Genomic DNA, 21,518 nt, shown 5'->3' with positions numbered 1-21,518 from the left:
AATTTTCAAAGGGTTATTTTAACATATTTTTTTAACAAATTTTCAAACAAGCTTAAATAAATTTTTTCACATTCTTTCACAATCTTATTGTTGAGATTTAACTAAAATTTTATTTCTTAGTTCATCTATTTTGTTTTTTAACTCTAAATCTTTATTAATTAATTCATTAATTTTCTTAATATTATGAGATATAGCTGTATGGTCTTTCATGTCAAAATAAGTAGCAAGTTTTGGCATTGAGATACTAGTAAGTTCTCTTGATAAAAATATTATAATCCTTCTTACCATTACTATATTTTTCATTTTTTTATTTGATTGTACGTCACTGATTTTTATATTAAATTCTCTACAAACTAAATTTAAAATATCTTCAAAGTTTATATTTTCTTTCATCTCCTTAACATGGTCTTTTATAACAGCCTTTACTAGGTCTAAATTTATTTCTTGATTAATTAATTTAGAATGGGCATTTAAATTTGTAATCATTCCTTCAATTTCTCTAATATTATTCCCCATTGAAGCAGCTATATAATCAATAACTTCTTGCCTTAAATAAATTTCATTAAATTCACATTTTTTTTGAATAATAGCCTTTTTTGTATCAAGTTCAGGTGGAGTAATATCAGCGATTATTCCATTTACAAAACGCGTTTTTAATCTTTCAGTAATGCCTGTTAGCATATTTGGTGGTTTATCGCTAGTCATTATAATTTGCCCACTTTGATTGTGAATTTCGTTGAAGATATGAAAAAATTCTTCTTGTATTTTATCTGTTTTTCCAAAAAATTGCACATCGTCAATAAGCAAGGCATCGCAATTTTTATATTTTTCTTTGAATTTTTCTAAAGTATGATTTTTTAAATGCAGGGTAAAATCATTTATAAAATTTTCACTAGTTGCATAAGTTACCTTTTTTCCAAGCTCAATACACACATTTCCCACAGCTTGAAGCAAATGAGTCTTTCCAAGCCCAGTAGAACCATATATAAAAATAGGATTATAAAGCTTACCAAGTTTATCTTTATCACTTGCTACCTTGCAAGTTGTAAAGGCATATTTATTTGAATCTCCTACTACAAAATTATCAAAGGTAAAAGACGGATTTAAAATAGTACTTTGTGCTTTAATATGCACTATATCAAGCTTTGTAGTACTTTTATGGTGTTTTAATTTATCATTATTTGTGCTTATAATATTAATTTTTGCCTTATTTCCACTTTTAGCTTCGTAAAAATAAGCAATCTTTTCTCCAAATTTTGTTTTTATAAATTTTGCCATAAATTCATTTGGAGCTACAAATACTAAATAATCGGCCTTGCTTTGTTTTTCGCTAAATTGTAAATGTGATATATAATATTCAAAATCTCTTTGTGACAATTCGTTTTTAAGTGCTGTTAATATCTGACTTGCGTCCATTTGTCCTCTTGTAAATTTTTGGCAATTATAACCTAAAAATATAAAAAATTTAGTAAAAAAAGCTATAATTTTAAAAAATTTCACATAGTGAAATTATCTAAAATTTTAAGGGTGAAAATTGTGAAAATTTTAGGGATAGACCCTGGAAGTAGGTTTTGTGGCTATGCAATTATTGAGGCGAATAAAAATAAAAATTTACTCCTTGAAGCAGGACTTATTAAGATAAAACCAAGCACCTTGCAATATCAAATAACCGAACTTTGTGAAGGTCTTGATTTGATTTTTAAACAATATCACTTTGACGAGGTGGCTATTGAGGATATTTTCTTTGCTTATAATCCAAGAAGTGTTTTAAAACTTGCCCAGTTTAGAGGGGCATTAAGTTTAAAAATTTTACAAATGCATGGAGAATTTAGCGAATATACCCCCTTGCAAGTTAAAAAGGCTATTACGGGCAAGGCAAAGGCTAGTAAAGAACAAGTTGCCTTTATGGTTAAAAGATTATTAGGAATTCAAAAGGATATTAAGCCCCTAGATATTACCGATGCAATAGCAGTTGCCCTAACTCATTGTGCAAATTTAAGAATAAGGGTTTAAATTTAATATTTACTTAAATTCAGTTTTAATTAAGTAAAAATAACTATAATCATATTTTTAAAATTTTGGCAAAAGGTAGAAAATGACTAAGATAACAAAGCCAAACGAAGTTCAAAGACAATGGATAGTTTTAGACGCTGAGGGTAAACGTTTCGGGCGTCTTTTAACAGAAGTAGCGACAATCTTAAGAGGTAAAAATAAGCCTTGCTTTACTCCAAATGTAGATTGTGGAGATTATGTAGTTATCATAAATGCTTCAAAGGCTATTTTTACAGGTGCTAATAAGGCAGAAGATAAGCTTTATCATAGGCATTCTGGTTATTTTGGAAGTGTTAAGAGTGAAAAATTCGGAGATTTACTTGCAAAAAATCCTGTTAAACTTTATAAAATAGCTGTTAGAGGTATGCTTCCTAAAACAAATTTAGGCAGGGCTATGCTTAAAAAACTTAAAATTTATGCAGGAAGTGAGCATCCTCACACCGCACAACTTGCTAAAGAAGGACAATAATTATGGTAACTACATATGCAACAGGTAAAAGAAAAACTGCCGTAGCAAAGGTTTGGATAAAACCAGGAAGTGGTAAGATAAGCGTAAATGGTATTGATTTAAATACCTGGCTTGGTGGGCATGAGTCTATTAAAATCAAAGTTGTTCAGCCTCTACTTGTAACAAAACAAGAAAGTTCTATGGATATTCGTGCTACTACCTTTGGTGGTGGTTATTCAGCCCAGGCAGAGGCTTTAAGACACGGAATTTCAAGGGCATTAGCCTTAATGGATGCAGATTTTAGGCATTTATTAAAACCACAAGGCTTGCTTACAAGAGATAGTAGAAGCGTTGAACGCAAAAAATACGGACGCAGAAAGGCCCGTAGAAGTCCTCAATTTTCTAAACGTTAATAGTAAATTCTCATTAAATATCCACAAATTGAGTAACATATTTTTTAAAATATGTTACAATCTTGTTTTTTATTTTATAAGAAAGGATATTTTATGAAAAAGATATTTTTGTGTCTTGGTCTAGCAGGCGCCTTATTTGCAGCTGATAATAATGTAAAATTTGAAATTACTCCAACATTAAATTACAATGTTTTTGAAGGTAATTTAGACATGCAAGATAGGGCTGCCCCTGGCATTAGACTTGGTTATCATTTTGATGAAGGTGCTTGGATTGACCAAGCTGAACTTGGCTTTGAGTATTATACTCGCGTAAAATACGATGATATAGGCGATAGTACAAGAGTAGTAAGAACCTTTTTAAATCTTATAAAAGGTGCTGATTTAGGTGAAAGCTTTTATCTTTATGGCTTATTAGGTGGTGGATATGAAGCTATTTCTAATCCACAGCTTGAAAATGATGATGATGGCTTTGGGCAATACGGCATAGGTCTTAAATATAGACTTAGCGATTCTCTTGCTTTAAGACTTGAAACAAGGGATCAAATAAGCTTTAATTACGCTAATCATAGCTGGGTTTCAACCTTAGGACTTAGTTTTGGTTTTAATGGTGGTAGTTCTAAACCTGTACCGGTTAGTTCTCCTAAGCCTGTAGCACAAATCTCTAAAAGCACCCCTGTAGCTACCCCTGTTGTAGTCCCTATAATAGAAGAGACAAAATCAACTTGCCCAGTTCCAAGAGAAGATGCCTTGCTTGATGAAAATGGTTGTGAAAGAACCATTTCTTTAGAAGGACATTTTAGCCTTGATAGTGCTAGTATTAACCCATCTTTCCAAGCTCAAATTAATGGGGTTGCAAAAATTTTAGATGAACATAAAAAATATAAAACTCGCCTAGAAGGACATACAGATAATACAGGTCCAAAAGCATACAATCAAAAATTATCAGAACAACGTGCACAAAATGTTGCTAATGAGCTTCAAAAACAAGGCGTGGAAAAATCGCGTATAGAAGTGGTAGGTTATGGAGCTGATAGACCTCGTTCAAGTAATGATACTGAAGAAGGTCGTGCTGATAACAGAAGAGTAGAAGCTAAATTCTTCTTACAATAATGCAAAAAATAATTTTATTTGACCTTGATGGCACTTTGATTGATTCAACTCCTGCCATCTTGGCTTCTTTTTACTATGCCTTTGAAAAACTTTCTTTAACCAAGCCAAGCCAAAGTGATATTAAGCAATTAATAGGATTTCCCTTAGATGAAATGTTTATACAGCTTACTCAAAGAAAGGATTTAGCACAGCTTTTTATAAGTACTTATAGAAGTCGTTATAAAGAAATTTATTTAGAACAAACCACGCTTTTACCACTTGTAAAAGAGGCATTAAGCTTAGCTTGTGGGTTTAGCGACCTAGCTATAGTTAGTACAAAAGGAAGTGCCTTTATATCACCACTACTTGAACATTTAGGGATTAGAAACTTTTTTAAGGCTATCATAGGAAGAGAAGACGTTGACAAGCCAAAACCAAGTGCACAGCCTATTTTAAAGGCATTAAGTGCTTTAAACAAAGACAAAGAAAATGCCTTTATGATAGGTGATACAAAGCTTGATATAATGGCTGCAAGGGCTGCTAGGATTGAGATTGTAGCCATTAGTTGTGGTTATGAAAGCGAAAACGAGCTTAAAGAATATACAGATATTATAAAGACTAATGTTTACGAGGCTGTTAAATTTATACAGACCTTGTAAGCACATTTTGATTTTAAGATAAAAGTAGCAACTAAAAAGTCACCCTATTCACGTAGGGGGATTAGAATCAAAGTAGGGAGCCTTTTATAGCTACAAAGTGATTGTATACAAAAAATGCAAGATGAAATTTAAGTAAAATTAAAATTTCTTAAAATTATTACAAAATTAAAGCTTATAATAAAAATTTTTAGTTTAAATTTTTAACAAGCTTTTTTTGTTATAATTCTTTCGCCTTTTTTCAGACCTGTGCAATATTATTTTTAAGCACAGCTTCAGGGTGGGAACACAGCAGAGCACTTGATTTTAGTATGTGCCGCAGTCATCTGGAAAGAGGTTTTTTAAATTCTCTTTCGAGCCTTTTGGCCTCAAAATAAAATTTAATTAATCCACCCTTATACCATTTTTTATAATGTTTTATAAAACTATCCCCTAACTTATAAGATAGATAATTTTTAATCTTTAAACTTTCTTTATAATCTCTGCATTTTTCAAGTGGTGTTAAATTTATCTTTAAATTTTTTTTATGTTCTTCGTTTATGTAAGATAATACAAAGGGTAATCTAATAAGACCCATAAAGGATTTTGAATTTATAATAATAGCTTTTCCAAATTTATAACAAAGGTGATTTTTAACCCTAGTACAAGCAGGACCCTCGCAAAGACTAAGTTCATTTTTTAATTTTATGTTTTCATCTTGCAAGGGCTTTAAGGCTTTATTCTTAACCATTTGTGCGTATTGATTAAAATCTTTTATAAGTAAGAGTATATTAGGCATAATATGAGTAAAATCGTATTTTTTGTCTATTAAGATACTATAAGTATTTAACTCATCAAAGTTAAAATTCTTTTCATCTTCTTCATTTTCAACTAGAAAAAAAGCTATTATGTCAGCATATTTATGGCATTTTGCATTTTCAAGCCATACTGTAGTGATATGGTGAATTTCACTTACAAAGTCTTCATAGTTGATTTTTACAATACTTTTTTCATCTATAATAAAATTTTTTTGTATCTCTATAAATATATTCATAAAGGGAAGCCCCTTGCTAATGTTTATATCTTTGTTTTCTAAAATTATACTTGAGTAATTAATTCTACATTCTGTAAAATTTTTTACATTAAAATCAAGATTTAAATTTTTACCATTTAACCAAGAATGAATCCCTATAAGCTTTAATCCCTTATATCTTTCATCAAATTGTAAAATAGTATCCTTATTTAATCTATAACAAGTTTCATTAAACATAGAATTAGATATATTTATTTCTTCTAAATCTCCCTTTATTAGCTTCATTTCACTTGGTTTAACTATCTCAAATTTGGTATTTTTAGTTTTTATATCTTTCTTTGGATAAGAAAAATTATTTAAGTTTTTAATTATATTTTTTCCAATCTCACGCATTAAACTACCTGCTTGGTGAACTCCATAAGACTTACCAAAATCACTTATTTTATTGTTTTCATAATATTTTTTAATATCTATTATATTAAAACCAAAATGGCTAGCATAGTGTTTATGTAGATTGTCTATTATATTACACTCTCCACGCCATAAGGGTAAAATTAGTATTAAAATCTTTGTATTTAAGCTATATAAATTTTCATAATGCAGTTTTAAATCCCTATTTATAAGCTTAAATGGTAATTTATGATAAGGTTCCAAATTATTACAAATTTCGTTTATATTGCTTTCTGTAATAACTAAAGAAGCTTGTTCTAAAATTTTTTGATTTCTTTTACTCTCATATAAGTTTTGTAGTGCAGTACAAGACCCAAGGCCAAAATTATGAAAGACCCCCCCCCATAGCCGTAACTTCTTCTTTTATGCCAAGTTGAAGTCCGTCGACCATTACCGAATTACTTCCTCCAAGTAAGACTATATCCATGTTTATCCTTTTTAAGTTTTGGCTATTGTATCAAAAAAAAAAAAAAAACATAATTCTATCGTCTTTTAACTTTATTTTTTAAAGCTTAGTGTCTAAACTAGCTTGTTTTTTAATTAATCTTTCAAAGCCAAAAAACCATTCATCATTAAGCTTAAATTTTTCATGTTGTTTAAGATTAAAAGAAAGTGGGAGCATTTTTTCATTTATTATTAAAAAACTATCAATTACATGTTTATATCTATCAATGCCTGTTTATTGAACACTAACTTCAAATTCTAAAATATCAATGTCTTTATTTTTTAATATATATTTCATTTATCTTATTTCGCATTTTTTATATTTTTAATATTATATAAAAAGTTTTTATTTTTTTCGTACTTTTTTGGGCTTTAATAATTTTATAAATTTTTCAAATCTCTCTTTTTCAAGAACTTGAAGTTTTTTAGCAAAGTTTAAAAAGTCTTTTATATTTTCTTCTCTTAAATATGCTATATATCTTTCTTTTTCTTCTTGGGGCACAATAATAGGGCTTAAATTTTGTTCTAAACAAGAATAAACCATTAAGAGTCTGCCAATTCTACCATTGCCATCGCTAAATGGGTGAATTCTTTCAAAGTTAATGTGGCTTTCTAAAATAGCTTTTGTTTTGTCGTCATCATTTTTTGCTAGGTCAAATTTATAATATAAATTGTCTATTAAATCTTTAAGTTGGATTGGCACTAAATAAGGCTTTGTCGGTTCAAAATTCGTCCCTATAATGACATTTTCTATTTTTTTAAATTGCCCATTATTGTCTATCAAATCTTGTATAATAAAATAATAAAATTCTTTTATAAGTTCATTATCAAGTTTTTTATAATGTTTTAAATTTTCTATGAATTTTGGCAAAAGATTTTTATAGTTTCTTACTTCGTAAAATTCTCTTTCTTTTACAGCTCTTAGAATGTAATTATTTAAAATGATTGATTTACACTGGGTATAACTTAGGGTATTGCCCTCTATGCCAATGCTGTGATAAGCCATTCTTAGGCATAAATCAAGTAAGTATTTTGATTAAATTTCACTTTAAAAAGCTGTAAGACTTAAAGCCCTACAGCAGAAAGTGTTTGATATTTACTCATATAAATTTGAGCTTCTATTTTTCTCATTGTATCAAGTGCTACTTGTACTACTATTAAAACAGATGTGCCACCAAAATAAAAAGGCACGCCCATAAATTTTACTAAGACCCAAGGAAGAGTTGAAACAAGCCCAAGGTAAATAGAACCAGAAAGCGTAAGGCGAGAGGCTACCTCGTTTAAATAATGTGCAGTTCCTTCGCCTGGTCTAATGCCTGGTATAAAACCACCTTGTTTTTTAAGATTTTCTGCTATGTCCTTAGCGTTAAATACTATAGAAGCATAAAAATACGCAAAGAAAATCACAAACAAAAAGGTTAAAAGATTGAAAACATAGCTATTAGGATTTAAAAAATCATTAATGGCTAATATATATTCGTTCGTGCTAGTTTGTAAAATGGTAGTTGGAAACATTAAAATAGCACTTGCGAAAATAGGAGGGATAACCCCACTTAAATTTACCTTAATAGGAATGTAATTCATAATACGTTTATTTTGATTTTGCATAACCACCTTGCGAGAATATGATATAGGAATACGTCTTTCTCCAAGTTCTACAAAGATGATAACACCTATTGTAACAAGAATTAAAAGTAAGATTATAAAGGCAGTTAAGAAATTCATTTCGCCTGAATTTATTTGTCCAACTGTGTTTGAGATAGCCGAAGGAATGGCTGAAACTATACCTGCAAAGATGATTAAAGAAATACCATTACCCACGCCTTTTTGTGTAATTTGTTCACCTAGCCACATTAAAAGCATGGTACCTGCTAACATAGATATAGCACAAAGTGCAATAAATACATTAATATCTTCTACCATAATAGCACCGGCCCCACCACGTCCATGTAAGCCTTGCAAACCAATAGCCACGCCTATACTTTGAATAAAGGTAATGAGAATGGTTGCATAACGAATTATTTGCATATATTTTTGTATGCTATCTCTTTCCTTTTTCATTTTGCCTATATTTGGAAAGGTAGCTGCTAAAAGCTCCATGATAATGGATGCTGTGATATAAGGCATAATGCCAAGAGAGATAATAGAAAAACGTTCGGCTGCCCCTCCACTAAAGACATTAAACAAGCCTAGGGCGTTGTTTTGATTAGTGTTAAAAAATTCGGCAATAACATCAGCATTGACGCCAGGAACAGGCACATAAGCTAGCACCCTATAAGCGAATAAAAATGCCAAGGTTATTAAAATTTTATTCGTCAATGCTTTATTCATTATTTTACACCACTAAGTGTTATATTTTCATTTTTAATTTTTGAGACTAAATTCCTTGCACTAGCACCTATAAGTTTAATCTTTGAAACAGATTTTGAAAGTTTATGTACGCCTTTAATACTTTCAATTGTAATCTCGTTTAAATCCTTTATAGCTACTATTCTTTCAACATTTATAACATAAGGTTTTTCGATTTTTGAACTAAAGCCTACCTTTGGCAATCTTCTTTGTAAAGGTTGTTGTCCACCTTCAAAACCTCTTTTTGCGTTATAGCCCTTTCTTGCAGTTTGTCCCTTGCCTCCACGGGTGGAAGTTTTACCCATACCACTTCCTTGACCACGACCTACTCTTTTTGTTTTATGTGTTGAGCCTACTGCTTTTGTTAAATTCATTATCTATCCTTTTAGCATTGTTAAAGCTTTTATAGTTGCACGAACTACATTTGCTGAATTATTTGACCCAAGCGATTTAGTTAAAATATCCTTAATACCTGCAAGTTCAACTATAGGACGAGTAGAACCACCAGCAATTACCCCAGTACCTTCACTAGCTGGTTTAAGTAAAATTCTACTTGCATTATATTTTACTTCTACTTCGTGTGCTATTGTATAACCCTTTGTTTTTACTTCTACTAAATTTTTAAAGGCATCATCTACGGCCTTGCGAATAGCATCAGGTACCTCCTTTGCCTTACCATAACCAACGCCTACTAAGCCCTTTCTATTGCCTATAATTACCAAGGCTGTAAAACGAAATCTTCTACCACCCTTAACAACCTTTGTAACTCTGCCTATATCAACAATTACTTCTTCAAATTCTTCTTTATTGTATTTTTCCATATTCTCTCCTTATAGCCTAATGCCATTTTCTCTTAAAGAATCAGCCAAGGTTGCAATAACACCATGATATACATAACCATTTCTATCAAAAATAGCCTTTTCTATCTTTTTGTCTTTTAAAATTTTTGCAAACTCACTAGCTATTTTTTTAGCACCTTCTTTATTTGCCTTAACTCCAACTTTTTTACCATCAACAGCAGCTAAAGTAATGGCCTTTGTATCATCTATTGCTTGAATATAAAGAGTTCTATTAGATTTAAATACAGAAATTCTAGGAGTGGTATCACAACCTGAAATTTTCGCACGAATTCGTTTTTTTCTCTTAATTTTCAAATTTAATTTTCTTTTTAATACATTTGCTCTCATTATCTATCCTTACTTTTTAGATGTCTTACCAGCTTTGCGTATAATGCGTTCATCAGCATATTTAACGCCTTTTCCTTTATACGGCTCAGGTGGTCTAAATTCACGGATTTGAGCAGCAACTTGTCCTACTACTTGTTTATCACTTCCCTTTACAATAACATTATTTTTATCAACTACAATCTCAATACCCTCAGGTATAGCAAAATTTATAGGGTGTGAAAAACCAAGACTTAATTCTAAAATTTTACCTTTTAAAGTAGCCTTGTAACCAACCCCATTTATTTCAAGTGTTTTTGAAAAACCTTGAGTTAAACCAATAACTACATTATAAGCTAATGCCCTATAAGTTCCCCAATAAGCCCTACTTTGCCTATCATCTCCTTTTGAAGTAAAAATAAGCGTATTGCCATCTTTTAACTCAACATTTACATTAGCCTTTGTGTCTAATTCTTTTGCTAAATTCCCTTTTTTAAATTTAAGCAAGGTTCCTTCTAATTTTACTTCAACCCCAGAAGGAATATTTATGGGTTGTTTTCCTATACGAGACATTTTTTTCCTTTTTACTTGTCTAGGATATCTTAAAAATACCCAATGCCATAAAAAGCATTATCTTACCAAATGGTACATAAAATTTCGCCACCAACACCAGCCTTAAACGCTTCATCATTTGCCAAAACGCCATGACTTGTGCTAACTACGATAGTACCATAACCATTTTTAAATCTTTTAATATCTTCCTTACCCTTATAAACGCGACGACCAGGCTTTGAAATTCTTTTAATCTCATTAATAACGCTTTTGCCTTTTTCATCGTATTTTAAAACAACGCTAATAAATTTCTTTTTATCTTCTTCTATTACAGAAAAACTTTCAATATAGCCCTTTGTTTGAAAAATGCCAACTAAAGCTTCCACAACCTTAGAATGTAAAAGTTTAGTAGTTTCAAGTCTTCTTAAACTTGCATTTCTAATACGAGTAAGTGAATCTGAAATAATATCATTCATCATAATTTATCCTTTTACCAGCTTGCTTTTTTAAGACCAGGAATTAAGCCTTCATTGCCCATTTTTCTAAGGCAAACCCTACAAATTCCAAAATCTTGATATACTGAATGTGGACGTCCGCAAATTTGACATCTTGTATAGCCTCTAACTTTAAATTTAGGTTTTCTAGCCGCCTTTGCAATCATTGATTTTTTAGCCATTTTGTCTTCCTTTTGCGAATGGTACTCCTATGAGTTCTAATAATTTTTGTGCTTCTTTGTCATTTTGTGCAGTGGTAACGATAGAAATGTTCATTCCATGAGTTCTTAAAATTTTATCATACTCAACTTCTGGGAACATTAACTGCTCATCAAGCCCAAAATTATAATTACCCCTTCCATCAAAACCATCTCTTGATAAACCTCTAAAATCCTTTACCCTAGGCAAGGCTATAGAAATTAATTTATCTAAAAAGGCAAACATATTATCTTTTCTTAGTGTAACCATTACGCCAACAGGAAAGCCATCTCTCACCTTAAAACCAGCAACTGATTTTTTAGCCTTGGTAATAACAGCCTTTTGACCAGCGATTAAAGATATAGTATCAGATACATTTTGCAAAACCTTTTGGTCCTTTGCAAGCTCACCAGCACCTACGCTAATAACAAGCTTTTCAATAGCAGGGATTAACATAGGATTTTTAATATCAAATTCCTTAGCCAAAGTAGCCTTTATGCTTTGATTATATTTTTCTTTTAATCTCATAATCTAAACCTTTGCCACATTAGAAATATCCATAGGCATTTCTTTATTAATAAAACCACCATTTGGATTTTTATCATTAGGCTTTACTGCTTTTTTAGCAAGTTTACAACCCTCAACAACTACCTTTAAAGTCTTTGGGTACACTGCTAAAACCTTACCTTCCTTGCCCTTGTCATCACCAGCGATAATTTTAACGCTATCACCTTTTTTGATTTTTAACTTAGCCATTATAATACCTCCGGTGCAAGTGAAACGATTTTCATAAAACCACCATATCTAACCTCACGACCTATAGGACCAAAAATACGAGTTCCAATAGGCTCTCTTTTATTATCAAGTATAACAGCAGCATTTTCATCAAAACGAATCAAAGACCCATTATCTCTATGAATTTCTTTTTTTGTTCTTACAATAACTGCCTTTACAACTTGCCCCTTTTTAACCTTACCATTTGGCAAAGCCTTTTTTACAGAAGCTACGATAACATCACCTATGGTAGCATATCTTCTTTTACTACCACCTAAAACCTTTATACACATAAGTTCCTTTGCGCCACTATTATCAGCGACTGCAAGTCTTGTAAAACTTTGAATCATTACTCAACTCCTGTAGATAATACAGCTTTTAAACGAAAGGCCTTTCTTTTTGAAATAGGACGACACTCAATCGCAACAGCGACATCGCCTACTTTTAGCTCGTTTTTTTCATCGTGAATAAGATATTTTTTAAAACGTTTTACAATCTTTCTATATCTAGGATGAACAACCTTTCTTTCTGCTAAGATATTTGCTGTTTTGTTTCCAGAAATTTGAACTACAACACCTTGAATTTCTCTTTTTAATGCCATAATTTATCCTTGTTTTAAAGCACTGATTGCTGTATTAATTCTAGCAATATCTTTTTTAACTTGACCAATCTCTTTTGGATTAGTAAGTTGCATTGTTTTTAGCTTTTGTTTTAAAGTAAATAAAAGCAACTTTTTTTCTTTTAGCATCTCATTTAACTCGTCTTTATTTTTGTCTTTAAGCTCAGTAAATTTCATTTTGACTCTCTCTTGTAACAAATTTAGTCTTAAATGGTAGTTTATGCATAGCTAAAGTTAAGGCCTCTTTTGCCATTTCTTCGCTAACACCTGCCATTTCATATATAATGCGACCTGGTCTTATATTCATAACCCATTCTTCAACGCCACCTTTACCTTTACCCATACGAGTTTCAAGAGGCTTTTTTGTCAAAGGTTTATCAGGGAAAACTCTAATCCAGGTTTTACCTTGTCTTTTTACAAAACGCGTTAATGCAATACGAGCTGCTTCTATTTGACGAGAATTTATACGACCTGCTTCAGTAGCTTTTAAAGCATAATCACCAAAGGTAAATTCAGTCCCTCTATTAGCATAGCCTCTATTGCGACCCTTCATCATTTTACGATATTTTGTTCTTTTTGGCATTAACATGATTATTTACTCCTTCTAGTACGTCTTGTTTTTTTAGCAGGAGTTGCTTCTTCATTTTTATCAGCTTGAACGCCTTTTTGTAGAACCTCGCCTTTAAAAATCCATACCTTAACACCTATATTTCCATAAGTTGTCCTAGCCTCAGCAAAGCCATAATCAATCTTAGCCCTTAAAGTATGCAAAGGAACGCGTCCTTCTAAATACCATTCAGTTCTAGCCATTTCAGCCCCACCCAAACGACCAGAAACAGATACCTTAATACCCTTTGCACCAGCCTTTTGAGCCCCTTGGATAACCTTTTTCATAGCCCTTCTAAATGCTATTCTTTTTTCAAGTTGAGTGGCTACGCTTTCAGCAGCAAGTTGGGCAGAAGAACCAGCCTTTCTTTCTTCTTTTATATTGATATTTACATCTTTTCCTATGAGTTTTTGTAACTCTTGTCTTAGATTATCAACATCGCTACCCTTTTTGCCTATTATAATCCCAGGTCTTGCAGCTACTACTGTAACGCGTAATTTTTTAGCTGTTCTTTCTACTAAAATTTGGCTAATTCCTGCATAATAAAGCTTTTTCTTTAAAAAAGCCCTAATCTTATAATCTTCACCTATATTTTCTGATAAATTCGCCTTAGTTGGAAACCATCTTGATTCCCAATTTCTGTTGATTCCTAATCTTAAACCAATCGGATTTACTTTTTGTCCCATTAATTTTCCTTTTTACTCGCTTTAGTGCTTGACTTAGTTTTTTTAGTCTTTTCTTCGCTTTTTTCAACCTCTACTAAGATATGTGAAGTAGGTTTTCTAATGCGACTTGCACTTCCTCTAGCCCTTGGTCTAAATCTTCTTAACACAGAAGCTGCATCAACACGGCAACTTTTTACTATCACTTCATTTGCCTCAAAGCCACCATTTGCAACGGCACTTGAGATTGCATTTGCTATGTATTTTGCACCCTTATTTGGCATAAATTTTAAACTAGCCATAGCAAGTTCGGCATTCATACCTTGTACTTCTCTTGCTATAAGCCTTGCCTTTGTAGGAGATAATCTTATGAATTTAATCAAAGCCTTACTCATAATACTCTCCTATTTGCCTATTTTCTTTTGCACTGAGCCCTTGTGGCCTTTAAAAGTGCGTGTTGGTGCAAATTCACCTAATTTATACCCTATATGATTTTCAGTAATATACACAGGGATAAAACTCTTACCATTGTGAACATTAAAGGTTAAGCCTATCATATCAGGTATGATAGTACTACGTCTTGACCAGGTTTTAATAGGCTTATTATCATTTGCCTTTTTCGCCTGTGCTACCTTTTTCATAACATGTTCATCTACGAAAGGACCTTTTTTAAGCGACCTAGCCATTTTATTTTCCTTTTCTTCTTGAAATTATTAATCTATCACTTGCTTTTTTGCGACGAGTTTTTGCGCCCTTAGTTGGTTTACCCCAAGGTGTTACAGGATGACGACCTGAATTTTTCTTACCCTCACCACCACCATGTGGATGGTCTACTGGGTTCATAGCACTACCTCTTGTTTGAGGGCGAATTCCTAGGTATCTATTTCTACCAGCTTTTCCTATGCTAATATTTGCCCATTCTTCGTTCCCTACTTCACCTATACTAGCCATGCATTCTGCTAAAACCTGTCTCATTTCACCACTTGCAAGTCTTAAGATAACATATTTTTCTTCTTTACCCATGAGTTGTGCGTATGCACCGGCTGAGCGAATCATTTGTCCACCTTTGCCCGGCTTTAACTCTATATTATGAACTATAGTACCTACTGGTATGCTTTTAAGTTTCATTGCATTACCCGGTTTTATATCAAGTCCACTTTCTGCTGAAGCAACTTTATCGCCTACCTTTAAGCCACGAGGTTGGATAATATATCTTTTTTCCCCATCTTGATAGGCAATAAGGGCGATTCTGCAGTTTCTATATGGGTCATATTCTATGCTTTCAACCTTGCCTTCAATGCCAAATTTACGACGTTTAAAATCAATAATTCTATAAAGTTTCTTAGCTCCTGCTTGTTTATGGCGACTTGTAATGCGTCCATAGCTATTTCTACCTGCATGGGCTGGAAGTTTAACTAGTAAAGAACGAACGCTAGGCTTTGCTGTTATGTCATCTGAGCTTAACCCTGTTATATATCTTCTACTTGGGGTGTAAGGTTTATAAGTTTTAATTGCCATATTAAGCCTCCGTATTTTCTAAGCTAACGCCTTCTGGTAGCTTTACATAGAATTTTTTATAGTCATTTCTTTGACCTACGCGTCCACGAAATCGTTTAATCTTTCCACTCATCTTTAAAGAATTTATGCTTTGAGGAGTTACACCAAAATATTCTTTTAAAACGGCTTTTAAGCCTGTTTTTGTCATTTTTGGCGAAGTTTGTATAACTACAACTCCACTTTCTTGCAATTTTAAACTTTTTTCAGTGTAAAGTATAGTTTTAATATCAGTAATATCTGCCATTAATTATCCTTTGTTATAGATTCTAATGCGGATTTTTCAATAAGCACAGCATTAAATACAGAAATTAAATAAGCATTAATCTCACTTATATCAACTGCATAAGCACTTGCTAAATTTCTAAACGCAAGAAAGGTTTTATCATCAAGCAAATCTTTGACAATCAAAACATCTTTAAAGCCAAGTTTTTTAACTAAATTACTAGCATCCTTTGTCTTGCCACTTTCGATATTTATGTTATCTACAACAAAAAGTGCACCCTTTGCTGCCTTATCTTCAAGGGCTCTTTCTAATGCTAATCTTTTTTGTTTTTTATTAACTTTTTGATAGAAATTTCTATTATTTTTAGGTCCAAACGCAACTGCACCTCCTACCCATACATTTGTACGAGTTGAACCAGCCCTTGCACCACCACGACCCTTTTGTCTCCAAGGCTTTTTACCACCTCCACTTACTTCACTTCTACTTTTTGTATGTGCTATATTTGCCCTACAAGCTGAAAGATAAGATTTTACATACAAATAAAGATTATGTGAATTTATTTGCGAATATCTTTCAGGTAAATCAAATTCACTTACCTTTTCAAAATTGTCGTTTAAAACACTAACCTTACTCATTTTGCAATCCTTATCCTGCCTATTGCACCGTTATATCCAGGAACTGAGCCTTTAACTACTAGAATTTGATTTTCTGCGTCATAAGATATAACTTCGTTTTTTACGCTTATTTTAACATTGCCATAATGTCCAGCCATTTTCATACCTGGTTGAACGCGACCTGGCCATTCTCTATTACCAATAGAACCATGTCTTCTATGAAATCTACTACCATGACTTGCTGGACCACCTGAAAAGCCGTGTCTTTTCATAACGCCACTATAACCTCTACCCTTAGAATTAAAGCTAATTTTTAAAATTTTAGCCTCATTTAAAGGACTTACATCTAAATCGCCAACTTCGGTATTTGCTACTTCTAAAACAACAAAACGATTAAATTCTTTGCTAAGATTGTATTTTTTTTGTTGTCCAGCTATGCATTTATTATTTGCTTTGCCTTTAACAAATGCCACTAAAGCCCTGTCATTGTCAAGCTCACATACCTTTGCTTTTACGATTTTTAGCAAGGTTACAGGGATACTTGGATTGCTAATAGTTCTACTCATTCCTATTTTTTCTACTATATATTCCATTTTTTATCCTTATTTTCCCATAGCCCTAACTTCAACATTAACCTCAGGGGCTAAATCAAGTTTAGTTAAAGAATCAACCGTATCAGGTGTAGCTGCGATAATATCTAGCATACGTGCGTGAATTCTTATCTCAAACTGCTCTCTTGAATCTTTGTTAATATGAGGAGATTTTAAAACTGTGTAACGTCTAATCTTAGTAGGCATAGGCACTGGACCTCTGATATCAGCACCTGTTCTCTTAACAGCTTCTACAATTGCTGCAACTGTTCTGTCTAGTACTCGATGGTCATAAGCTTTTAGCTTAAGCCTTATTCTTTCCATAATTTTTCCTTTAAAAAGAACTTGTTAGTATGAACTAACTAAAAATAAAATGTGATTTTAGTAAAAACCTTTTAAAAAGTCAAGAATTTTGTTAATTTTTTTGTATTTTTATACTTTTTATAAGGACAAAAATATAAATTTAAGTCCTTTAAAAATTTTATTTTTAACTGCTTTAAACTATGTATTTTTAGAAATTTAAGGCTTTTTTGAATGGGTTTTAAAGTGGGTTGGATTTAGTGAGTTTATATTTAAAAAAATTTTTATGAATTTTTTTTAAGGATTTTCAAAATTTGAAAATCCTTAATTTAGCTATTTTCATTGACTATATTATTAATCTTATCCATTATAGAATCAAGAGTGTTATTGAGTGTATCCCTTTCTTTTTTTATTTGTTCTATTAACTCATAAGGCTTTAAAATTTCTTCTTCTTCTTCATTTATAAAACCACATAAATCAAAATTATATTCCCTTTGTATAAGCTCATCTTTGCTAAAAGATTTTGCTTTAAAATTGTTTTTTTTATCTATTATGTCATTTTTACCATTTTCATACCACTCATAAAAAGGCTTAAAATGTTCTAATTTTATAGACTTTGTCTTACCAAAACTTTTAATCCCTTCTGGCATATCAAGGCGATAAAAATATGTATTTTGCGTTCCATTTTTACATTTATCAAAAAATAAAATATTTGTAGTAATACCAGTATAAGGTGCAAAAACGCTTTTTGGAAGTCTTACTATTAAATGTAGATTAAATTCATATAAAAGTAGCTTTTTTATATTCTTTTTTATATTATCATTGCCAAATAAAAAACCATCAGGTAAAACCACAGCAGCCCTGCCATTTTCTTTTAATCTTTGAGTGATAAGAACCATAAATAAATCAGCCGTTTCATTAGCCTTAAATTTACTAGGAAAAAGATTTTTAATCTCAGAACCTTCGCTTCCTCCATAAGGTGGATTCATAGCTATTATATTAAATTGTTCTTTACTACATAAGTCTTCAAAAGCAGTATTAAAGGCATTATTATGGTCTAAGTTTGGATTTTCTATACCATTTATTAAAAATCCTGTTGCACAAAGTATATAAGGTAGAGATTTTTTTTCACAACCATAAAAACTATTATTTAAAATATCTCTATCAGCTGCACTTAATTTATTATTGCTTTCTAAATAATGATAAGCAGATATTAAAAAACCTCCGGTTCCACAAGCTAAGTCAGCTATTTTATCTTTAATTTGTGGTTTTAACATATCTATGACAAATTCAGTGACAGCCCTAGGCGTATAAAATTCACCAGCATTTCCTGCACTTTGCAAGGTTTTTAAAAAGGTTTCATAGGTTAAAGAAAGATTGGCCATATCATCTTTATTTTTAAATTCAAGCTCATCGATAATATCTATCACTTCTCTTAATAAAGTCCCATTTTTCATATAATTATTAGTATCTTCAAAGGCTTTTTTTACTATTCTTTGGTGAAGTGGTGCTTCACCATTTAAATAATTGATATTTTTAAGTGTTGGAAAGAGTTTATTATTAATAAATTCTAGCAACTCATCTCCAGTTTTTGTTTGTATAAAAAACTTTGTACCACCTTCTATTTCATAAGATTTAGCCCAATTATCCCAAGCTAATTCATTAGGTATTATAGAAGTATATTTTTTATCTAGCAAATTCGCCTCTGTTTTCCATTTTTTTTCATATAAATCATATACCTTTAAAAATAAAACCCAAACAATTTGCTCCATTCTTTGTGCATCCCCATTAACGCCTGCATCCTTTCGCATAATATCTTGAATCTTTTTAATATTTAACGCCATAATATTCTCCTTTATTGATATAGTTTTTCTTTAAACGTATTTATAGCTTCTTTATAGTTTTCTATTCCTCCAAAGGGCGAAAAAATTTCATCAAAATTACCATTAAATGGTTCATTTTGAAACACAGCTGGATTTTCTATTTCTACTATGCCATGTTGTGCATATTTTTCAAGTAATATTTCTAACACCCTTTTTGCATTTAACTGAAAGGTATTTATAAAATCATTCAATTTTTTAGCCCTTGTTTTTCTTGTAATAGGTTTTTGTCCATAAGCAAGAGAAAGGATTATATCAAATTCATCATATTCCTTATATTCTTTACATCCTTTTATATATTCAATAAAAATCAAATTTTCTTCAAGAATTTTAAAGAATTCAGTTTTATTTTTATTAGCATTCCAATCCCTTAAAAAATCTTCCAAACTTTGATATTTTTTGATTAAATTCTCCCTAGAATACCCTATGAAATCATCAGTTATTAGTTTGCCATTACTATCTAAAAGTTGGTGTTTTTCTCTTATTATATAGCAATCGATCCCATTTATTCTTATTTTTTCAGTAGGTGGCAAGGGTGGTGTTGGTGGGTCTATTATTATTGGTGGATATCCTCCTTTACCATCACTAATGCTACCACCTAATTTTCCTTGTATAGTTAGATAATCAGTAGGGTCAAAGCCTTCTTGCTTAAAATTTTCAACACTATTTTTAAAATCAAGTATAGTAAAATACTTTTTCCCTTTTTCTTCTAAAAGTCTAGTGCCTCGTCCTATAATTTGTTTAAATTCAGTAACCGAGTTTATATTTTTAGCTATAACAATAACCTTTACCATCTTTGTATCCACGCCAGTTGATAAAAGCCTAGAAGTTGTAACTATAACAGGATATACACTATCAGTGCTTACAAAATCATCAAGATTTTCTTTTCCTGTTTTATCAACCGAGGTTATACGAAGCACATAATGCTTTTCTTGTGCTTGAGCCCTGCTAACTTCATCGCTATTAGCGTTAATTAATTCTCTTCTCATTGTATTAGCATGGTATTGGTCTTCACAAAATACAATGGTTTTTGCATATCTATCTTTAAGGGTATATTTTAAAAAATTACTTATAGTTTGTGCGACAAGCCTAGTATAATCCTTAATCTCAATCTTCTTATCAAAATCTTTTAATTTATATTCTTTATCATTAACAACAATTCCATCGTCAATATTACTATTATAACTTACCACCTTATATGGTGCTAAAAAGCCGTCTTCAATGCCTTTTTTAAGACTATAAACATAAATAGGTTCGCCAAAATAATCAATATTATCCTCTTTTTTTTCTTTATATTTAGGAGTAGCAGTCATACCTAATTGAATGGCAGGTTTAAAATACTCTACTATGCCTCTCCAAATAGAAGTTTCATTTGCACTTCCCCTATGGCACTCATCTATAATAATCAAATCAAAAAAATCTTCTTTAAATTGCTTATAATGTTCTACTATTTTATTATCATCATTAGAAAAAAATTGCTGATAAAGTGCAAAATAAATATTATAATTTGATTTCATTTTTTTATTTTTTATTTTTGTCATCTTATCTTTAAAGACCTTATTAAAATCTCCTTGCATGGTTTGGTCAATTAAAGTATTTCTATCTACAAGATAAAGCACCCTTTTTACAATACCTGCCTTAAAAAGTCTATAAACAATCTGAAAAGATACATAGGTCTTACCAGTTCCAGTTGCCATTACAAGTAAAAGGCGATTTTGCCCCCTTGCTATAGCCTCTATACTTAAATTTACGGCATTTTCTTGATAATACCTTTCCTCTCTTGTTTTTCTATCGTTATTTATCTCATAATACCCAGGAGTTTGAAGCAGCTTTAATCTTTCTTTTGGTATGTTTTTATTTTCTATATAGCGATTATAAAGTTCATCAGGACTTGGAAATTCATCTATATTAAATTCTCTTTCTTTGCCAGTAAAACAATCATGTTCTATAAATTTTTTCCCATTACTAGCATATACAAACTTAATATCTAATTTAAAAGCATATTCTATAGCTTGTTGAATTCCATCTTCTGCTCGTTTATCATATCTTTTAGTCTCTATTATTGCAAGATTTACGCCATGTTTTCGTAAACAATAATCATATCTTTTATTTTCAACCCTTTTAACTTCATCTTTTAAAAAAACCATTCTTCCCTTTGTAAATTCCACATGTTTTCTCATGGTCCTTTCTTCGTTTATATCATCATCACGCCAACCAGCCCTAAGTAAACTTGGTGTAATAATCTTTTGCCTAACTTCGTTTTCATCCATATTGCAAGCCTTCAACAAATTTATAAATTCTAACAAATTTTTTTAAATCAAAAAATTTATTTTACCTTTTTTTGTTAGAATTAAACTTTTTAAAAGGTCCAT

The 21,518-nt window shown here is 31.3% G+C and carries 31 protein-coding genes and 1 other RNA gene; 6 read left to right on the top strand and 26 right to left on the bottom strand.

Going from position 1 to position 21,518, the window contains the following annotated elements; all coding sequences use genetic code 11:
* Positions 1-84: 84 nt before the first annotated feature.
* A complete protein-coding gene (gene dnaA / locus FMM58_RS02450; protein ID WP_150140104.1) occupies positions 85-1,416 on the bottom strand; it encodes a chromosomal replication initiator protein DnaA in 1,332 nt (443 codons plus the stop codon).
* Positions 1,417-1,536: 120 nt separating this feature from the next.
* On the opposite strand from dnaA, the gene ruvC reads away from it, so the two are divergent.
* The 6 genes from ruvC (at position 1,537) to ffs (ending at position 4,994) form a co-directional block, all read left to right on the top strand.
* Entirely contained in the window at positions 1,537-2,013 is a 477-nt protein-coding gene (ruvC, locus tag FMM58_RS02445; RefSeq protein ID WP_150140103.1) for a crossover junction endodeoxyribonuclease RuvC, read from the top strand.
* 82 nt (positions 2,014-2,095) lie between these two features.
* Positions 2,096-2,521 carry a 50S ribosomal protein L13 gene (gene rplM / locus FMM58_RS02440; RefSeq protein WP_150140102.1) on the top strand — a complete coding sequence of 142 codons (426 nt, stop codon included), beginning with the start codon at positions 2,096-2,098 and terminating at the stop codon, positions 2,519-2,521.
* Positions 2,522-2,523: 2 nt separating this feature from the next.
* Entirely contained in the window at positions 2,524-2,913 is a 390-nt protein-coding gene (rpsI, locus tag FMM58_RS02435) for a 30S ribosomal protein S9 (protein ID WP_150151523.1), read from the top strand.
* 93 nt (positions 2,914-3,006) lie between these two features.
* Complete coding sequence (locus tag FMM58_RS02430; protein WP_150151520.1) at positions 3,007-4,023, top strand: OmpA family protein; 1,017 nt, start codon at positions 3,007-3,009, stop codon at positions 4,021-4,023.
* Positions 4,023-4,661: an HAD family hydrolase gene (locus FMM58_RS02425; protein WP_150151517.1), complete on the top strand. Its 639-nt coding sequence runs from the start codon at positions 4,023-4,025 to the stop codon at positions 4,659-4,661. The genes FMM58_RS02430 and FMM58_RS02425 overlap by 1 nt, the downstream gene beginning before the upstream one ends.
* Positions 4,662-4,896: 235 nt before the next feature.
* An RNA gene (ffs, locus tag FMM58_RS02420) (signal recognition particle sRNA small type) lies at positions 4,897-4,994 on the top strand.
* Here the strand turns inward: ffs and FMM58_RS02415 are convergent.
* From FMM58_RS02415 to hsdR, 25 genes are all read right to left on the bottom strand, one after another.
* On the bottom strand, positions 4,981-6,324 hold the full coding sequence (locus tag FMM58_RS02415) for a hypothetical protein (protein WP_150180364.1): 1,344 nt from the start codon (positions 6,322-6,324) through the stop codon (positions 4,981-4,983). The genes ffs and FMM58_RS02415 overlap by 14 nt on opposite strands.
* A gap of 586 nt (positions 6,325-6,910) precedes the next feature.
* Entirely contained in the window at positions 6,911-7,570 is a 660-nt protein-coding gene (locus FMM58_RS02410) for a Fic family protein (protein ID WP_150180363.1), read from the bottom strand.
* A gap of 59 nt (positions 7,571-7,629) precedes the next feature.
* Positions 7,630-8,895, bottom strand: a complete 1,266-nt coding sequence (secY, locus tag FMM58_RS02405; protein WP_150141345.1) for a preprotein translocase subunit SecY — start codon at positions 8,893-8,895, stop codon at positions 7,630-7,632.
* Complete coding sequence (rplO, locus tag FMM58_RS02400; RefSeq protein WP_150180362.1) at positions 8,895-9,287, bottom strand: 50S ribosomal protein L15; 393 nt, start codon at positions 9,285-9,287, stop codon at positions 8,895-8,897. Before rplO ends, secY begins: the two co-directional genes overlap by 1 nt.
* Positions 9,288-9,290: 3 nt before the next feature.
* Positions 9,291-9,734: a 30S ribosomal protein S5 gene (gene rpsE, locus FMM58_RS02395; protein WP_150141349.1), complete on the bottom strand. Its 444-nt coding sequence runs from the start codon at positions 9,732-9,734 to the stop codon at positions 9,291-9,293.
* A 9-nt stretch (positions 9,735-9,743) separates the two neighbouring features.
* Positions 9,744-10,100, bottom strand: coding sequence for a 50S ribosomal protein L18 (rplR, locus tag FMM58_RS02390; protein WP_150141351.1), 357 nt, complete (start codon positions 10,098-10,100; stop codon positions 9,744-9,746).
* Positions 10,101-10,109: 9 nt separating this feature from the next.
* Positions 10,110-10,649, bottom strand: coding sequence for a 50S ribosomal protein L6 (gene rplF / locus FMM58_RS02385; protein ID WP_150141353.1), 540 nt, complete (start codon positions 10,647-10,649; stop codon positions 10,110-10,112).
* A gap of 62 nt (positions 10,650-10,711) precedes the next feature.
* Positions 10,712-11,107: a 30S ribosomal protein S8 gene (gene rpsH, locus FMM58_RS02380; RefSeq protein ID WP_150141354.1), complete on the bottom strand. Its 396-nt coding sequence runs from the start codon at positions 11,105-11,107 to the stop codon at positions 10,712-10,714.
* 11 nt (positions 11,108-11,118) lie between these two features.
* Positions 11,119-11,304, bottom strand: a complete 186-nt coding sequence (locus FMM58_RS02375; RefSeq protein WP_150141356.1) for a type Z 30S ribosomal protein S14 — start codon at positions 11,302-11,304, stop codon at positions 11,119-11,121.
* Positions 11,297-11,851 carry a 50S ribosomal protein L5 gene (gene rplE / locus FMM58_RS02370; protein ID WP_150141357.1) on the bottom strand — a complete coding sequence of 185 codons (555 nt, stop codon included), beginning with the start codon at positions 11,849-11,851 and terminating at the stop codon, positions 11,297-11,299. Before rplE ends, FMM58_RS02375 begins: the two co-directional genes overlap by 8 nt.
* Positions 11,852-12,079, bottom strand: coding sequence for a 50S ribosomal protein L24 (rplX, locus tag FMM58_RS02365; protein WP_150141359.1), 228 nt, complete (start codon positions 12,077-12,079; stop codon positions 11,852-11,854). It lies immediately after the preceding gene.
* Entirely contained in the window at positions 12,076-12,444 is a 369-nt protein-coding gene (rplN, locus tag FMM58_RS02360; RefSeq protein WP_150141361.1) for a 50S ribosomal protein L14, read from the bottom strand. Before rplN ends, rplX begins: the two co-directional genes overlap by 4 nt.
* A complete protein-coding gene (rpsQ, locus tag FMM58_RS02355; protein ID WP_150141363.1) occupies positions 12,444-12,695 on the bottom strand; it encodes a 30S ribosomal protein S17 in 252 nt (83 codons plus the stop codon). Before rpsQ ends, rplN begins: the two co-directional genes overlap by 1 nt.
* Positions 12,696-12,698: 3 nt before the next feature.
* The gene (rpmC, locus tag FMM58_RS02350; RefSeq protein ID WP_150141365.1) at positions 12,699-12,890 is read right to left on the bottom strand and encodes a 50S ribosomal protein L29; all 192 of its coding nucleotides are present in this window, start codon (positions 12,888-12,890) and stop codon (positions 12,699-12,701) included.
* Positions 12,877-13,302, bottom strand: a complete 426-nt coding sequence (gene rplP, locus FMM58_RS02345; RefSeq protein WP_150151446.1) for a 50S ribosomal protein L16 — start codon at positions 13,300-13,302, stop codon at positions 12,877-12,879. Before rplP ends, rpmC begins: the two co-directional genes overlap by 14 nt.
* A gap of 2 nt (positions 13,303-13,304) precedes the next feature.
* Positions 13,305-14,006, bottom strand: a complete 702-nt coding sequence (gene rpsC, locus FMM58_RS02340; RefSeq protein WP_150141369.1) for a 30S ribosomal protein S3 — start codon at positions 14,004-14,006, stop codon at positions 13,305-13,307.
* Positions 14,006-14,377 carry a 50S ribosomal protein L22 gene (rplV, locus tag FMM58_RS02335; protein ID WP_150141370.1) on the bottom strand — a complete coding sequence of 124 codons (372 nt, stop codon included), beginning with the start codon at positions 14,375-14,377 and terminating at the stop codon, positions 14,006-14,008. Before rplV ends, rpsC begins: the two co-directional genes overlap by 1 nt.
* Before the next feature lie 9 nt (positions 14,378-14,386).
* Complete coding sequence (gene rpsS / locus FMM58_RS02330; protein WP_150141372.1) at positions 14,387-14,668, bottom strand: 30S ribosomal protein S19; 282 nt, start codon at positions 14,666-14,668, stop codon at positions 14,387-14,389.
* 1 nt (position 14,669) lies between these two features.
* Positions 14,670-15,500: a 50S ribosomal protein L2 gene (rplB, locus tag FMM58_RS02325; protein WP_150180361.1), complete on the bottom strand. Its 831-nt coding sequence runs from the start codon at positions 15,498-15,500 to the stop codon at positions 14,670-14,672.
* Between the two features lies 1 nt (position 15,501).
* Positions 15,502-15,783 carry a 50S ribosomal protein L23 gene (locus tag FMM58_RS02320; RefSeq protein WP_150141375.1) on the bottom strand — a complete coding sequence of 94 codons (282 nt, stop codon included), beginning with the start codon at positions 15,781-15,783 and terminating at the stop codon, positions 15,502-15,504.
* A complete protein-coding gene (rplD, locus tag FMM58_RS02315; protein WP_150141377.1) occupies positions 15,783-16,397 on the bottom strand; it encodes a 50S ribosomal protein L4 in 615 nt (204 codons plus the stop codon). The genes FMM58_RS02320 and rplD overlap by 1 nt, the downstream gene beginning before the upstream one ends.
* Positions 16,394-16,969 (bottom strand): 50S ribosomal protein L3, encoded by a 576-nt coding sequence (gene rplC, locus FMM58_RS02310; RefSeq protein WP_150180360.1) that lies wholly within the window; start codon positions 16,967-16,969, stop codon positions 16,394-16,396. Before rplC ends, rplD begins: the two co-directional genes overlap by 4 nt.
* Before the next feature lie 9 nt (positions 16,970-16,978).
* Positions 16,979-17,290 (bottom strand): 30S ribosomal protein S10, encoded by a 312-nt coding sequence (gene rpsJ / locus FMM58_RS02305; RefSeq protein ID WP_150180359.1) that lies wholly within the window; start codon positions 17,288-17,290, stop codon positions 16,979-16,981.
* Between the two features lie 305 nt (positions 17,291-17,595).
* Entirely contained in the window at positions 17,596-19,110 is a 1,515-nt protein-coding gene (locus tag FMM58_RS02300; protein WP_150180358.1) for a class I SAM-dependent DNA methyltransferase, read from the bottom strand.
* Positions 19,111-19,121: 11 nt separating this feature from the next.
* On the bottom strand, positions 19,122-21,416 hold the full coding sequence (gene hsdR, locus FMM58_RS02295) for an EcoAI/FtnUII family type I restriction enzme subunit R (protein ID WP_150180357.1): 2,295 nt from the start codon (positions 21,414-21,416) through the stop codon (positions 19,122-19,124).
* Between the last annotated feature and the right edge of the window lie 102 nt (positions 21,417-21,518).

The organism is Campylobacter sp. LR291e (genome assembly GCF_008633915.1).
Classification (GTDB): Bacteria; Campylobacterota; Campylobacteria; order Campylobacterales; family Campylobacteraceae; genus Campylobacter_D.
The sequence above is the reverse complement of the archived record's forward strand: the minus strand, read 5'-3'. Positions and strand labels throughout refer to the sequence as shown.

Bases quoted from the DNA above. Each gene is read 5' to 3' on its own strand.
- dnaA (WP_150140104.1), bottom strand. From the start codon at position 1,416: ATGGACGCAAGTCAGATATTAACAGCACTTAAAAACGAATTGTCACAA.
- rplM (WP_150140102.1), top strand. From the start codon at position 2,096: ATGACTAAGATAACAAAGCCAAACGAAGTTCAAAGACAATGGATAGTT.
- rpsI (WP_150151523.1), top strand. From the start codon at position 2,524: ATGGTAACTACATATGCAACAGGTAAAAGAAAAACTGCCGTAGCAAAG.
- FMM58_RS02430 (WP_150151520.1), top strand. From the start codon at position 3,007: ATGAAAAAGATATTTTTGTGTCTTGGTCTAGCAGGCGCCTTATTTGCA.
- FMM58_RS02425 (WP_150151517.1), top strand. From the start codon at position 4,023: ATGCAAAAAATAATTTTATTTGACCTTGATGGCACTTTGATTGATTCA.
- FMM58_RS02410 (WP_150180363.1), bottom strand. From the start codon at position 7,570: ATGGCTTATCACAGCATTGGCATAGAGGGCAATACCCTAAGTTATACC.
- secY (WP_150141345.1), bottom strand. From the start codon at position 8,895: ATGAATAAAGCATTGACGAATAAAATTTTAATAACCTTGGCATTTTTA.
- rplO (WP_150180362.1), bottom strand. From the start codon at position 9,287: ATGAATTTAACAAAAGCAGTAGGCTCAACACATAAAACAAAAAGAGTA.
- rpsE (WP_150141349.1), bottom strand. From the start codon at position 9,734: ATGGAAAAATACAATAAAGAAGAATTTGAAGAAGTAATTGTTGATATA.
- rplR (WP_150141351.1), bottom strand. From the start codon at position 10,100: ATGAGAGCAAATGTATTAAAAAGAAAATTAAATTTGAAAATTAAGAGA.
- rplF (WP_150141353.1), bottom strand. From the start codon at position 10,649: ATGTCTCGTATAGGAAAACAACCCATAAATATTCCTTCTGGGGTTGAA.
- rpsH (WP_150141354.1), bottom strand. From the start codon at position 11,107: ATGATGAATGATATTATTTCAGATTCACTTACTCGTATTAGAAATGCA.
- FMM58_RS02375 (WP_150141356.1), bottom strand. From the start codon at position 11,304: ATGGCTAAAAAATCAATGATTGCAAAGGCGGCTAGAAAACCTAAATTT.
- rplN (WP_150141361.1), bottom strand. From the start codon at position 12,444: ATGATTCAAAGTTTTACAAGACTTGCAGTCGCTGATAATAGTGGCGCA.
- rpsQ (WP_150141363.1), bottom strand. From the start codon at position 12,695: ATGGCATTAAAAAGAGAAATTCAAGGTGTTGTAGTTCAAATTTCTGGA.
- rpmC (WP_150141365.1), bottom strand. From the start codon at position 12,890: ATGAAATTTACTGAGCTTAAAGACAAAAATAAAGACGAGTTAAATGAG.
- rplP (WP_150151446.1), bottom strand. From the start codon at position 13,302: ATGTTAATGCCAAAAAGAACAAAATATCGTAAAATGATGAAGGGTCGC.
- rpsC (WP_150141369.1), bottom strand. From the start codon at position 14,006: ATGGGACAAAAAGTAAATCCGATTGGTTTAAGATTAGGAATCAACAGA.
- rplV (WP_150141370.1), bottom strand. From the start codon at position 14,377: ATGAGTAAGGCTTTGATTAAATTCATAAGATTATCTCCTACAAAGGCA.
- rpsS (WP_150141372.1), bottom strand. From the start codon at position 14,668: ATGGCTAGGTCGCTTAAAAAAGGTCCTTTCGTAGATGAACATGTTATG.
- rplB (WP_150180361.1), bottom strand. From the start codon at position 15,500: ATGGCAATTAAAACTTATAAACCTTACACCCCAAGTAGAAGATATATA.
- FMM58_RS02320 (WP_150141375.1), bottom strand. From the start codon at position 15,783: ATGGCAGATATTACTGATATTAAAACTATACTTTACACTGAAAAAAGT.
- rplD (WP_150141377.1), bottom strand. From the start codon at position 16,397: ATGAGTAAGGTTAGTGTTTTAAACGACAATTTTGAAAAGGTAAGTGAA.
- rplC (WP_150180360.1), bottom strand. From the start codon at position 16,969: ATGGAATATATAGTAGAAAAAATAGGAATGAGTAGAACTATTAGCAAT.
- rpsJ (WP_150180359.1), bottom strand. From the start codon at position 17,290: ATGGAAAGAATAAGGCTTAAGCTAAAAGCTTATGACCATCGAGTACTA.
- FMM58_RS02300 (WP_150180358.1), bottom strand. From the start codon at position 19,110: ATGGCGTTAAATATTAAAAAGATTCAAGATATTATGCGAAAGGATGCA.
- hsdR (WP_150180357.1), bottom strand. From the start codon at position 21,416: ATGGATGAAAACGAAGTTAGGCAAAAGATTATTACACCAAGTTTACTT.